The organism is Gammaproteobacteria bacterium (assembly GCA_033720895.1).
Taxonomy (GTDB): domain Bacteria; phylum Pseudomonadota; class Gammaproteobacteria; order Natronospirales; family JAJUFS01; genus JAWWBS01.
On the sequence record JAWWBS010000011.1, the window covers coordinates 1 to 13,225 of the forward strand.

Sequence of the window (13,225 nt, forward strand, 5' to 3'; positions counted from 1 at the left end):
GCCATGCCGCCATGCGGCGGTGCACCGTGCTTCAGCGCGGTCAGCAGGAAGCCGAATTTCTCTTCCGCCTCGTCCTTCTCGATGCCCAGCAGTTCGAAGATCTTCGCCTGCATGTCCTGGCGATGGATACGCACCGAACCGCCACCGATTTCGTAGCCGTTCAGCACCATGTCGTAACCCCGCGAGACAATGCTGTCGAGCTCGCCGGTGAGCTCTTCCGGCGTGTCGACCTTCGGCGCGGTGAAGGGATGGTGCATGGAATAGTAGCGGCCATCCTTGTCGTCGTATTCGAACATCGGGAAGTCGACGATCCACAGCGGCGCCCACTCGCCCTCGACCATGTCGCGGTCGTGGCCGATCTTCTGGCGCAGCGCGCCGAGCGCGTCATTGACCACCTTGGCCTTGTCGGCACCGAAGAACACCAGGTCGCCGTCGGCAGCCGCCGTCGCGTCGAGGATGCCCTTGCAGGCCTCGTCCGACAGGAACTTGACGATCGGCGACTGCAGGCCTTCCTTGCCCTTGGCCACGTCGTTGACCTTGATGTAGGCCAGTCCCTTGGCGCCATAGCGACCGACAAAGCTGGTGTACTCGTCGATTTCCTTGCGGCTGATTTCGTTGCCGCCCGGGATCTTCAGCGCGGCGACGCGGCCGTTCGGATCCTTCGCCGGGCCGGAAAAGACCTTGAAGTCGCAGTCCGCGACCATGTCGGCCACTTCCACGAGTTCCAGCGGGATGCGGGTATCCGGCTTGTCCGAACCGAAGCGCTGCATGGCCTCGGCATACGGCATGCGCGGGAAGGCGGCCGGCAGGTCGACGTCCAGGGTCTCGCGGAAGGCAGTACGCACCATCTCTTCCATCAGGCCCATGATGCCTTCCTCGTCCATGAAGGAGGTCTCGACATCGAGCTGGGTGAATTCCGGCTGGCGGTCGGCGCGCAGGTCCTCGTCACGGAAGCACTTGACGATCTGGTAGTAACGATCGAAGCCCGACATCATCAGGAGCTGCTTGAAGATCTGCGGCGACTGCGGCAGCGCGAAGAACTTGCCCGGATGGGTGCGCGACGGCACCAGGTAGTCACGCGCGCCTTCCGGCGTGGCCTTGGTCAGCATCGGGGTTTCGATGTCGATGAAGCCGGCCGTGTCCATGTAACGGCGAATGCTGGAGGTCAGGTCGTGGCGCAGGCGCAGGCGGCGCTGCATCTCGGGACGACGCAGGTCGATGTAGCGGTACTTGAGGCGGTGCTCTTCACTGACCTCGTCCGCCTCGTCCAGCTGGAACGGCGGCGTCTCGGCCGTGTTCAGGATGTCCATCTGGCGGGCATAGACTTCCACCTGGCCCGACTTCAGCTTGGGATTCTCGGTGCCCTCGGGGCGACGACGAACCTTGCCGGTGATCTTGAGGACGTACTCGGAGCGCACGCGCTCGCCTTTTTCGAACACGTCCTTCTCGTCCGGATCCATCACCACCTGCAGCAGACCGTCCCGGTCGCGCAGGTCGACGAAAATCACGCCACCGTGGTCACGCCGGCGATGCACCCAGCCGCATACCGTAACCTCTTGATCCAGAAGGGATTCATCTACCTGTCCGCAATAATGACTGCGCATTTGCACTTCCAACTCAGCGGGGCCCGAGGGGCCCGAAACGAAAAAATGCCGGCGCATACCGGCCAGAAGAGGCGGGATATTAAGTTTTTCAGGCAGTTACCGCAACCGAAAGGACCGCTTGACGGGCCCGTCCGAGGCCGCTGGCGAGTGTGGAAAGTCCGTGAATTGACAGGTTTTTCGGCTTCTCAGGGGGGCGGCAATACTGGTAGGCTTGCGACCTTCCGAAATGCGCTGATCCTGTCCCGGCGGTTGCCTTCCGCCCGAGGACGATTTGGCATCGCTCAAACTGATGTGGAGTTCCCAACCCGATGAGAATCCTGGGTTTCCTTATGCTGGCATGCAGCTTCCTCGGCCTTGCTGCCTGTGGCGGCGACGACAGTGATCGACCCATTGCGCGCATCAGCGTGGAATGCATCGATTACCTTTGCACCTTCGACGCGTCGGAATCGGTCGCCCGAGTTGGTACCGGTCTTGAATATGCCTGGAGCTTCGGTGACGGCAATGGCGCGTTCGGGCAGGTTGTCCAGCACGCCTACGTCGAACCGGCAGACTACGAAGTCGAGCTGCGCGTCGCTGACGACTTTGGCCAGCTCGACCAGGAGTTCGAGACGGTGACGATCGAGAACACCGATACCGTCGAGTATTTCCTGGCCGTGCAGCGTTCAGTCACCAACATGCTGTTCCTGTTCGATACCGCGACCACCTTCGTGGAGTCGGCCGACATCCTGCAGGACGAAGTCGAAGCCGCTGGCGTGCCGCCAAGCAACGGCTACGACCTGTCCTGCCCCGTGTCCGGCAGCGCCATCGTGGACAGCTGGGACGATGCCAATGCCAACCTGGTCATCGATAACGGCGAAGCGGTAAACCTGCGTCCGGCCGATTGCGAAACGGAGACGGACCGACTGCTCGATTCCGACGCCGATATCGGCCTTGAAGACGACTACGATGGCACCGACTTTGCCTTGCGCTCGCCTGCGGATATCGGCCTCGGGGTAACGACAGAGCAGCTGGAGCGCTGGAGCTACCGTGGCGACATGGTGTTTGGCGCGAGTCGCTCGTCGGGCGACATTGTCGGCCTGAACATCAGCAGCCCGGCGGCGTCGATCATCAACATCGCCGAGGAAGGCGGGCCGAACCTGATCGTGGACACCAGCTTCAACCTGTACGCCGTCGTGCCGGGGCCGGACAACATGACCGGCAGCATGGACTATCGCTACGGCAAGGGCGCCAGCAATTTCCAGACCAACGTGGTCATCGATGCCCCGCTGGTCATCGACAACACCGGTGACACGCCGGCGATCTCCGACGGGTCCTTTACGGTCACGTTCGGTACCGCGATTGTCGCTGTCAGCGTCGATGCCGATCCCGAATACCTGATGCTGGAAATCGACGAGGACGGCAACGGCAGCATCGACGACACCATCAGATTCCCGCAGTCCCAGGTCATCGTGACCTTCGACGACCTGGCGGTGATCCAATGACTACCGAGTTGACCAACATGAAAGTATCCCGACTGTCATGCCTGCTTGCAGTTGCCCTGCTGGGCGCCTGCGGCGGCAGCATCGATGATGCAACGCCACCGACCGGCTCGATCAGCTACACCTGTGATGAATTCGTCTGCACGTTCACGGCCGATGGCGACAACGGCGACGTGGACGGCAACCTCGGCTTTCGCTGGGACTTTCCCGGTGGCGTGGTTGAATCCGGCCGGAAGGTTCGTCACGTGTTTTCCACCGGCGGCGAACAGGTCGTGCAACTGACCACCGTCGATCGCCGCCAGAACACCTCGACTGTCGAGACCACGGTCACCCTGGAGAACGTGCCGGAAATGGCCGCTTATGTCGCCTTGCTGCGCAGCGGTTTCGCCACCCTCCAGTTCATGTCCACAAGCCTTGCCCAGTTGCAGCCGCAACTGGCCGCGCTGGACACGGCAACGGAAGCACAGCTGGGCGGCGCATCTTTGCCCGCCACCCTCCAGTGCGATGTCGCTGGTACGGCAACGCTGACCGCCTGGGAAGATCCCGAGGACGACCAGCTGCTCGGTCCGGATGACGAGCGCCGCTACGAATTCGATGGCTGCAGTTTCGACTCCACCCTCAATCCCCTGGATGCACCGACCGGGCTGGGCATTGGCGGTGATACACGCAGTGACGACTTTGCCCTTGGCAACAGCTTCGACAACGAGGGCGTGGATACCGGCGTCGCGTCGAATTTCCGCCTCGTGACCCAGGGCAGCTACTCGATGAGCGCGAGCCAGGAAGACTTCCTGCTCGAGGGAGATTTCGTCCAGGCGCTGCGCTTCAATGCAGTGGACAACCCGGTCAGCGAATATTCGCTGGAATCCCCCGACCTGCGCATCCGTTTCGACAACACGGAATTCTTCGGCAAGGCCCGACTGACATCGAGCACGCTCAACTCCGACTGGACGTTGCGACTCGATCCCGCGGTCACCTTCGCCGAAACCAATGGTGAAATGCGGATGACGTCCGGGCAGATCGATTTCGTCGTTGCTGGCGGCTCGACGATTCGTGTCACGGCGGCTGCCGATCCGGCCTACCTCCAGATCACGGTCTACCAGCTGAACGAAACGACGCCGGCCCTCTCCGGCACCATCGAACAGCGCTTCGTTCTCGAAGCCTTCGACGAATTCTGAGGCGTGCCCGGCATCGCCGGGCACCATGCAGAGTGACGCGCTGGATTGTCATAACGGGCTGCTCATCGGGAATCGGCCGTGCGGCCGCAGTTGCCCTGGCAGCGCGTGGCTACGAGGTCATCGCCACTGCACGCCGTGAAGCCGACCTCGAGGCGCTGCGCGCCGCGGGGCTGCATCCGGTTCACCTGGACCTGGCTGACGAGCACAGCGTCGCTGCAGCCTGCGCCGCGATAGCACACCTGACCGGCGGCGTACTGGATGCCGTGGTGAACAACGCGGCCTTTGCACTCCCCGGAGCCGTCGAAGATCTTTCCCGCGCCGCCATGCGGACGCAATTCGAAGCGAATGTCTTTGGCACCATTGACCTGACCAACCGGCTGCTGCCCCTGCTCGAACGGAGCGACAAGGGGCGAATCGTGATGATCAGTTCGATTCTCGGCCTGGTCGCGATGCGCTGGCGCGGTGCCTACAATGCATCGAAATTCGCCCTTGAAGGCTTCGTGCAGTCCATGCGCCTGGAGTTGCGGGATCGCAACATCAAGGTCATCACCATCAATCCCGGCCCCATCGAATCCCGCTTTCGCCTCAATGCACAGCAGCAGGCCGACCGGCATGTCGACATGCAGAACAGTCGCCATGCCGAACGCTATGCCGGGCTGCGCAAGGAACGCGAACAGGAAGACGGCAAGATCGGCTTCTCGCAACCGCCACAAGCGGTCGTCGCAAGAATCGTGACCGCCATTGAATCGAAGCACCCGGCGCTGCGTTACCTCGTCACCGGTCCGGCCCACTGGCTGACCTGGCTGAAACGCCTGCTCCCGGAACGTTGGCTGGACGCACTGCTGGCCCGCATCAGCTGACTTCCCGACCAGGACCACGCCCGCCCGGAGAACGGACGGGCAACCAGGTCAGCTGATCGCGTTCAGGACGTCCTGAACGTCAGCGCATCCGCGTCGACATCCACCCTGATCGTGTCACCCGGCAACAAGGCACCCTTGAGGATTTCCTGCGCCAGCGCGTTCTCGACCTGCTGCTGGATGGCTCGCTTCAAGGGGCGTGCACCGTAGACCGGATCGAAGCCGGCATCGCCGAGGCGGTCCAGTGCCGCCTCTGAAAACTCCAGCGCCATGTCCCGATCTGCCAGCCGGCGCCGGAGGTAGTCCACCTGGATGTCGACAATCGAACGGATCTGTTCCCGACCCAGCGGATGGAACACCACCGACTCGTCGACGCGGTTGATGAACTCCGGCCGGAAGTGCTGGCCGACCACTTCCATTACCGCCGACTTCATTGCGGAATAATTGTCTTCGCCTGCCCCTTCCGAGAACAGGTCCTGGATTCTTTCCGAGCCCAGGTTGGAGGTCATCACGATGATGGTATTGCGGAAATCCACCGTACGGCCGTGACCGTCGGTCAGGCGCCCGTCGTCCAGTACCTGCAACAGCACGTTGAACACGTCGGGATGCGCCTTCTCGACTTCATCCATCAGGATTACCGAGTACGGCTTCCTGCGCACGCGCTCGGTCAGGTAACCGCCTTCTTCGTAACCGACGTAACCCGGTGGTGCGCCGATCAGCCGCGCCACGGAATGCTTTTCCATGAACTCCGACATGTCGATTCGCACCATCGCCTCTTCGGTGTCGAACAGGAAGTGCGCCAGCGCCTTGGTCAACTCGGTCTTGCCGACACCGGTCGGACCGAGGAACAGGAAGGAACCCATCGGTCGGTTCGGATCGGCCAGCCCGGCACGCGAACGGCGGATGGCATTCGACACGGCCGTGACCGCCTCGTCCTGGCCAACCACCCGACGGCGAATCTCCTCTTCCATCCGCAGCAGCTTGTCTTTCTCGCCTTCCAGCATCTTGGACACCGGGATGCCGGTCCAGCGCGACACGACTTCGGCGATCTCCTCGTCAGTCACGTTGTTGCGCAGCAGGGTCGTTTCCTGCTGCTCGGCTTCCGATGCGGTCGCAAGCTGCTTCTCCAGTTCCGGCAGGCGGCCGTACTGCAGTTCCGACATGCGGTTGAGGTCACCGGCACGCCGTGCCGTTTCCATCTCCTGCTTGGCCCGCTCGATTTCTTCCTTGATGTGCGTGGCGCCCTGCATGGCCGCCTTTTCGGATTTCCAGATCTCTTCCAGGTCGGAGAACTTGCGATCCAGTTCGTCGATCTCCTGCTCGAGATCGGAAAGCCTCTTCTGCGAAGCCGCGTCCTTTTCCTTTTTCAGCGCTTCACGCTCGATCTTCAGCTGGATGAGACGGCGTTCGAGGCGATCCATTTCTTCCGGCTTGGAATCGATTTCCATGCGAATGCGCGAGGCGGCTTCGTCGACCAGGTCGATGGCCTTGTCCGGCAACTGCCGGTCCGAAATGTAGCGATGCGACAGCGTCGCGGCAGCCACGATTGCCGGGTCGGTGATCTCGACACCATGGTGCACTTCGTAGCGTTCCTTCAGGCCGCGCAGGATGGCGATGGTGTCTTCCACGCTGGGCTCGTCGACCAGCACCTTCTGGAAGCGACGTTCCAGCGCCGCGTCCTTTTCGATGTTCTGGCGATACTCGTCCAGCGTGGTCGCACCGATGCAATGCAGTTCGCCACGTGCGAGCGCCGGCTTCAGCATGTTGCCCGCATCCATCGCGCCCTCGGCCTTGCCTGCGCCAACCATGGTGTGAATCTCGTCGATAAAGAGAATGATGCGACCTTCCTGCTTGGCCAGGTCGTTCAGCACCGCCTTGAGGCGCTCTTCGAAATCACCACGGTACTTGGCACCGGCCAGCAGCGCGCCGAGGTCCAGCGACAGCACGCGCTTGTCTTTCAGGCCTTCCGGCACTTCGCCGTTGATGATGCGCTGGGCCAGGCCCTCGACGATCGCAGTCTTGCCCACACCGGGTTCGCCGATCAGCACCGGATTGTTCTTGGTGCGACGCTGCAGTACCTGCACGGCCCGCCGGATTTCCTCGTCGCGACCGATCACCGGATCGAGCTTGCCCTGCTCGGCGCGCTCGGTCAGGTCGATGGTGTATTTCTCCAGCGCCTGGCGCTGTTCCTCGGCATTCGGATCGTTCACCGTTTCGCCACCGCGGACTTCATCGATGGCGCTTTCGATGGCACCACGGACGGCACCCGCTTCCTTCATCGCCTTCCCGGCCGGGCCCTTGTCATCGACCGCTGCCAGCACGTACAGCTCGGATGAAATGAACTGGTCCTTGCGCTGCTGTGCCAGCTTGTCGGTCTGGTTGAGCAGCTTGCCGAGATCGTTCGAGAGGTGGACTTCGCCAGCGCTGCCCTGGACCTGCGGCAGGCGATCGAGCGCCTCCTGCAACTGCAAGCGAAGCACATTGAGATTGACGCCCGCCTTCTGCAGCAGCGGCCGCACCGTGCCGCCTTCCTGGTTCAGCAGGGCCAGCAGCAGGTGCGAAGGCTCGATGTACTGGTGATCACGACCGACCGCCAGCGACTGGGCATCGGCCAGTGCCAGCTGGAACTTGGAGGTCAGCTTGTCCATTCGCATGTGATTTCTCCCATGGCATCCGCCGCAGGTCCGCAGCGGTCATGCCTTGATTGTCGGCGCGAGGCAGCGCTGGACGCATTGACCTGCGTCAGCCGTGCGCGCCGTTGAATTTCAATGCTTGAGAGATGGGGGCGCGCTGCGGATTTTCAAGTTATCCACAGGCCGGGACACAGTGGCACGGGGGCTAGTGAAGCAGGGAATGGCCCAGCATGATCATGCCAAGCCCGGCAAAGATCATGATCACCTGCTGTGCCCCGCCTTTCAGGTCGGTTCGCTTGTGCAGGCCAGGAATGAGATCGGCCACCGCCACGTAGACGAAGCTGCCCGCCGCGATGGCCAGGACATAGGGCCGCACTGCATCCGCAGTTTCCAGTGCGAAATAGGCCGCAATGCCGCCCAGCACCGAGGTCAGCGAGGCGAGAATGTTGAACAGGAACGCCTTGCCGCGGCTCATGCCCGATTGCAGCAATACCGCCACATCGCCCACTTCCTGCGGGATTTCGTGGGCCGCCACGGCCAGCGCCGTCACCACGCCGAGGTGGAAATCGGTCAGGAAAGCCGTTGCGATCAGCACGCCATCGACCAGGTTGTGCAAGCCGTCTCCGATGAGGATCAAGGCGCCGGCGCTGCGCTCGGGGTGATGGTGTGCCGAATCCGGTGCATGGGTAACGCACTCGTCATGGTGGCAGTGCCGCCAGATGACGAGCTTTTCGAGAATGAAAAAGATCAGGATGCCCACGACAAAGGTCAGCCCGATGCGGTGCATCTCCGTATTGCCCGCCAGCTCCATGGCATGCGGCAACAGTGCCAGGAAGGCAGCGCCCAGCAAGGCGCCCACGGCAAAACTGATCAGGTGTGGCAGCAAGCGGCGATGCCAGGCATCGGACAGCAACAGGAACAGCGACGCAATCACGGCACCCAGCACGCCGCCAAGCGCGGTAAAGAGAATGATGGCGAGCAGGAGGGTCATGTGATCAGGTTCCGGGAATGGCTGTCAGCGCGGCATTCTCGCACAGCGCCGCGCGTCGTTCGATAGCAGCTCATTCGACAGCCAGCCAGGCCAGCGTGGCCATGCGACCCGTGCCACCGGCCTTGCCGACACCGCCCTGCCCGTCGCGCCGGTGCGAAAAGAAGGCATCGGTTTCCGTGAAGGTGTCGCGCCCGCCGCCGCGCACCGACCCGACGCCCAGCCCCGCCAGCTCCAAGCGTGCCAGATCATAGAGGTCGGCCAGGTACTTGTCGTGACCGTGGGTCTTGAAGGCAGCCTCCGCACCCGGCAATTGCGCGGCAAAGGTTTCCAGCAGCTCGGTACCGACCTCGAAGGAATCCGGCCCGATGGCAGGCCCCAGCCACGCCAGCAGCTGGTCGTGGCCAAGGCCATCCGCAGTCATCGCCTCTACCGTCGCCCTCAGCACGCCGTTGGCCAGCCCGCGCCAGCCGGCATGTGCAATGCCGATCCGGGTCCCTGCCCGGTTGCAAAACACCACGGGCAGGCAATCCGCCGTCAGGATGGCCAGTACCTGGCCGGGCTCGTCCGTCCAGGCGGCATCCGCCTCGGGCGGCGTATCAGGGGCCGCCCCCGTGACACGCAGGACATCGGTGCCATGCACCTGCGCCAGCCAGCGAGGTTCGGCCGGCAGCCCCAGCCGCCCCTTCAGCAGGCGCCGGTTGCCCGCCACGGCGTCGGGATCGTCACCGACATGGTCGCCCAGGTTGAAGCCGGCGTAGTTGCCCTGGCTGACACCGCCCACCCGCAGGCTGGTCGCTGCCCGGACATTGTCCGGCGCCTCCCAGTTCGGCAGCAGGAATTCAGGTGCGCTCATCGTGTTCCTTGAGATCGGCTGCCAGCACCTGCAGCAGGCGCTGGAAATCATCCGGCAAGGGCGCTTCGAACTGCAGGGCCTCGCCGGTCACCGGGTGCGCCAGCCCCAGCCGCCGGGCATGCAGGGCCTGGCGCTTGAATCCCTGCAAGACGTTGCGGGTTTCTTCGCTGGCCCCCTTGGGCAGCACCAGGCGGCGGCCATAGACCGGGTCGCCAACCAGCGGATAACGAATGTGCGCCATGTGCACGCGAATCTGGTGGGTACGGCCGGTTTCCAGCTTGACCGCGACGTGGGTATGGGCGCGGTAGCGCTGCATGACACGAAAATGCGTCACGGCCTCGCGACCGCCGGTGGGCCTGATGGCCTGGCGCTTGCGATCGACCGGGTGTCGACCAATGGCCGCATCAACCGTGCCGCCAGCCGTCATCACGCCGACACAGACCGCCTCGTACTCGCGGCTGATGTCGCGCTCGGCCAGCGCGGCCACCAGCGCGGTATGCGCCGCCAGCGTTTTGGCGATCACCAGCAGGCCGGAGGTTTCCTTGTCCAGCCGATGCACGATGCCGGCCCGCGGCACGTTGGCCAGCTCCGGCGCATGGTGCAGCAGCGCGTTCTGAAGGGTGTTGTCCGGATTGCCGGCGCCCGGATGGACAACCATCCCGGCCGCCTTGTTGATGATCAACAGCGCGTCGTCCTCGAAGACGATATCCAGCGGAATGGCCTCCGGCTTCAGCGGCACCTCGTTCTCGGCCTCCGCCTCCAGCACCCACTGCTCGCCGCCACGCACGGCATCGCGGGGCTTGGGAATGCGGCCATCCAGCGTCAGCCGGCCGGCGTCGATCCATTGCTTGATGCGGGAGCGGGAATAGTCCGGCAACAGGCGGGCCAGCGCCTGGTCCAGCCGCTGGCCGGCCATCTCCACAGGAATTTCACCGTCATGCTGGTAAGTCTGCGCCACTGCCCCTCCCGGAGATCGGCCTTGATCTGCTATGCTTCGCCCTCGCCCGACGGGTCCCGAAGGCCCGTGCATTCTAACAGTTTATGGATTCCCTACATGTTCACCCGCTTGCACGCTCGTTCGATCGAAACAGCTCTTCCCGGCTCGCTTGGCCGCCTGGCCCTGCTCCTGGCACTCGCCATGGCGCTTGGCGCCTGCGCGAGCAAACCGGATGACTACATCGAGCCCGCTGACGTGCTGTATGCCAAGGCCAACGAGGCCCTGGTGAACAACAATTTCCCGCTGGCCGCCGACCGACTCAACACCATCATGGCGCGCTACCCGTTCACGCCCTATGCCGTGCAGGCCCACCTGGACTCGCTGTATGCCATGCACCAGCTTGACCAGGCAGACATGGTGGGCGAGGAAGCCGAGCGCTTCATTCGCGAGAACCCGCGCCATCCGGCCATCGACTACGCCTATTACATGAAGGGCGTGGCCTACTACCGGGATCCGCCGAACGTGCTGGAACGCGTTTTCGATGTCGACGCGGCCACGCGTGATGTCGACTACGCTCGCAAGAGCTTTGCCAATTTCCGTGACCTGATCCTGCGCTACCCGGACAGCAAGTACTCGGTGGATGCGCGCCAGCGCATGCTGGAACTGAAATACCGCCTGGCACGGCACGAGATTCACGTCGCCGATTACTACATTCGCCGCGGCGCCTGGATGTCGGCCATCCGTCGTGCCAATCGCGTGCTGGAAGATTTCCAGGGCACGCCGGCGGAAGTCGACGCGCTGATGATCCTGGTGAAAGGCTACACGGAGCTGGGCATCGATGACCTGGTAGCCCAGCCGCGTGCCGTCCTGGCGGCCAACCCGGACCGGCAACCTGCCGTCCTGCCCCCGGACTTTCTCGACGACTGACCGTCGAGCGGCAACCTGCCACCGGATCTACTTCTGGTGGCGGTAGCCCGACGTGATGGGATAGCGCCGTTCGCGGCCGAAGGCGCGACGGGAAATCTTCACCCCCGGTGGTGCCTGGCGACGCTTGTATTCATTTCGCTGCACCAGTCCGACCACGCGTTCGACCGTCTGCCGATCGAAACCCCGCGCAACAACCTCGGCCACGCTGAGATCGTCCTCGACGTAAGCCTCGAGAATGGCATCCAGGGTGTCGTAATCCGGTAGCGAATCCGAATCCTTCTGGTCCGGCCTGAGTTCGGCCGATGGCGGTCGCGTAATGACCACCTCCGGAATCGCCGGCGACAGCCCGTTGCGGTACTTCGCCAGGCGGTACACCAGTGTCTTCGGCACGTCCTTCAGCGCCGCAAAGCCGCCTGCCATGTCGCCATACAGCGTCGCGTAGCCCACGGCCATCTCGGACTTGTTGCCCGTGGTCAGCACGATGTCGCCGGACTTGTTGGACAAGGCCATCAGGATCACACCGCGCGACCGCGCCTGGATGTTTTCCTCGGTCGTGTCCGGCGGCAGGCCTTCGAATACCGACGCCAGGATGTCCTCGAACGCGACCACCGGTTTCTCGATGGCGATGGAATGGTAGGTCACGCCCAGCATCTCGGCCTGGCGCGCGGCCTCGGTCGTGCTGATGTCCGAGGTGTACTGCGACGGCATCATCACTGCGGTGACCTTGTCGGCACCCAGCGCATCGACGGCGATCGCCAGGGTCAGGCCCGAGTCGATACCGCCGGAAAGCCCCAGCAATGCCCCCGGGAAGCCGTTCTTGTTGACGTAGTCGCGCACACCCATGACCAGCGCCTTGTAGACGCTTTCTTCCTGGCTGCCCTCGACATGCACCTCGCCCGGTTCGACATCCACCACGCCGTTCTCGCGCCTGAGACGAACCGGCGTCAGCACTTCATCGAAGGCAGCGCTGCGCACCGCGGCGCGCCCATGCCGGCTGACGGCCAGCGAACCGCCATCGAACACCAGCTCGTCCTGGCCACCGACCAGGTTCACGTAGACGATCGGCAGGCCGCATTCCTCGACCCGCAGTTTGAGGACCTCGGCCTCGCGGTGCATCTGCCTGCCCATCTGGAAGGGCGACGCCGAGACATTCAGCAGCACGTCGGCACCGGCATCGGCCGTCTGCCGGGCCACGCCCGGGTGCCAGAGGTCTTCGCAAACGGTGAGCCCCAACTGGAAGCCCTGGTACTCGACCACGCAGGGCACGTCGCCTTCGACGAAATAACGCTTTTCGTCGAACACGCCGTAATTCGGCAGCAACTGCTTGCGATACACGCCGAGCACATGGCCGCGAGTCAGCAACTGCGCGGTATTGAAGATCCGCCCGCTGTCGAACACGTATTCCGGCAGGCCGAGCAGCACGGCCACACCCTCGGGCAACTCTGCCAGCAGGCGCTCGAAGCCGGCATGCAGTTGCCCGCGCAGGCCACCGTGATGCAGCAGGTCTTCCGGCGGATAACCCGTCAGCATCAATTCGGGGAAGATCACCAGCTCGGCGCCCTGCTCGCGGACCGCCTGGGCCGTCAGCGCCAGCACCTTGTCGACGTTGCCCGGCACGTCTCCCACTGTCGGGTTGGCCTGGGCCATGCTGATGTTCAAGGTGTTGCTCATGTTGCTCCCTGGGAAGAAAAATTACCCTGCATACAAAATCCCCGCCGAAGCGGGCCTTGCATACAAAAATCCCCGCTGAAGCGGGGATTTTCCAACAAC

General features: G+C 63.4%; 10 protein-coding genes. 4 read left to right on the forward strand and 6 right to left on the reverse strand.

Annotated elements, in window-relative coordinates:
• Positions 1-1,604 (reverse strand): aspartate--tRNA ligase (gene aspS / locus R3217_03115; protein ID MDX1454422.1); only part of this gene is annotated, 1,604 nt, incomplete at its 3' end.
• Between the two features lie 308 nt (positions 1,605-1,912).
• On the opposite strand from aspS, the gene R3217_03120 reads away from it, so the two are divergent.
• Genes R3217_03120 through R3217_03130 form a run of 3 tightly spaced genes read left to right on the forward strand, consistent with a single transcriptional unit; the run spans position 1,913 to position 5,117 of the window.
• Complete coding sequence (locus tag R3217_03120; GenBank protein MDX1454423.1) at positions 1,913-3,085, forward strand: PKD domain-containing protein; 1,173 nt, start codon at positions 1,913-1,915, stop codon at positions 3,083-3,085.
• Entirely contained in the window at positions 3,082-4,257 is a 1,176-nt protein-coding gene (locus tag R3217_03125; GenBank protein ID MDX1454424.1) for a hypothetical protein, read from the forward strand. The genes R3217_03120 and R3217_03125 overlap by 4 nt, the downstream gene beginning before the upstream one ends.
• Before the next feature lie 32 nt (positions 4,258-4,289).
• Positions 4,290-5,117, forward strand: coding sequence for an SDR family NAD(P)-dependent oxidoreductase (locus R3217_03130; GenBank protein MDX1454425.1), 828 nt, complete (start codon positions 4,290-4,292; stop codon positions 5,115-5,117).
• Between the two features lie 62 nt (positions 5,118-5,179).
• On the opposite strand, the gene clpB is transcribed toward R3217_03130, so the two are convergent.
• The 4 genes from clpB to rluD all read right to left on the reverse strand — a co-directional run bounded on the left by clpB (position 5,180) and on the right by rluD (position 10,507).
• Positions 5,180-7,762, reverse strand: a complete 2,583-nt coding sequence (clpB, locus tag R3217_03135) for an ATP-dependent chaperone ClpB (GenBank protein MDX1454426.1) — start codon at positions 7,760-7,762, stop codon at positions 5,180-5,182.
• Between the two features lie 190 nt (positions 7,763-7,952).
• Positions 7,953-8,738, reverse strand: coding sequence for a ZIP family metal transporter (locus R3217_03140; GenBank protein MDX1454427.1), 786 nt, complete (start codon positions 8,736-8,738; stop codon positions 7,953-7,955).
• A 70-nt stretch (positions 8,739-8,808) separates the two neighbouring features.
• On the reverse strand, positions 8,809-9,591 hold the full coding sequence (gene pgeF / locus R3217_03145; protein ID MDX1454428.1) for a peptidoglycan editing factor PgeF: 783 nt from the start codon (positions 9,589-9,591) through the stop codon (positions 8,809-8,811).
• On the reverse strand, positions 9,578-10,507 hold the full coding sequence (gene rluD, locus R3217_03150; GenBank protein MDX1454429.1) for a 23S rRNA pseudouridine(1911/1915/1917) synthase RluD: 930 nt from the start codon (positions 10,505-10,507) through the stop codon (positions 9,578-9,580). The genes pgeF and rluD overlap by 14 nt, the downstream gene beginning before the upstream one ends.
• A gap of 138 nt (positions 10,508-10,645) precedes the next feature.
• Here rluD and R3217_03155 point away from each other — a divergent pair, with 138 nt between their 5' ends.
• Positions 10,646-11,455 (forward strand): outer membrane protein assembly factor BamD, encoded by an 810-nt coding sequence (locus R3217_03155; GenBank protein MDX1454430.1) that lies wholly within the window; start codon positions 10,646-10,648, stop codon positions 11,453-11,455.
• Between the two features lie 27 nt (positions 11,456-11,482).
• Here the strand turns inward: R3217_03155 and R3217_03160 are convergent, their stop codons facing one another.
• Complete coding sequence (locus tag R3217_03160; protein ID MDX1454431.1) at positions 11,483-13,126, reverse strand: NAD+ synthase; 1,644 nt, start codon at positions 13,124-13,126, stop codon at positions 11,483-11,485.
• Positions 13,127-13,225: the final 99 nt, after the last annotated feature.

Excerpts from the sequence above, each read along its gene's own strand:
- R3217_03120 (MDX1454423.1), top strand. The coding sequence starts at position 1,913 with ATGAGAATCCTGGGTTTCCTTATGCTGGCATGCAGCTTCCTCGGCCTT.
- R3217_03125 (MDX1454424.1), top strand. The coding sequence starts at position 3,082 with ATGACTACCGAGTTGACCAACATGAAAGTATCCCGACTGTCATGCCTG.
- clpB (MDX1454426.1), bottom strand. The coding sequence starts at position 7,762 with ATGGACAAGCTGACCTCCAAGTTCCAGCTGGCACTGGCCGATGCCCAG.
- R3217_03140 (MDX1454427.1), bottom strand. The coding sequence starts at position 8,738 with ATGACCCTCCTGCTCGCCATCATTCTCTTTACCGCGCTTGGCGGCGTG.
- pgeF (MDX1454428.1), bottom strand. The coding sequence starts at position 9,591 with ATGAGCGCACCTGAATTCCTGCTGCCGAACTGGGAGGCGCCGGACAAT.
- rluD (MDX1454429.1), bottom strand. The coding sequence starts at position 10,507 with ATGGCCGGCCAGCGGCTGGACCAGGCGCTGGCCCGCCTGTTGCCGGAC.
- R3217_03155 (MDX1454430.1), top strand. The coding sequence starts at position 10,646 with ATGTTCACCCGCTTGCACGCTCGTTCGATCGAAACAGCTCTTCCCGGC.
- R3217_03160 (MDX1454431.1), bottom strand. The coding sequence starts at position 13,126 with ATGAGCAACACCTTGAACATCAGCATGGCCCAGGCCAACCCGACAGTG.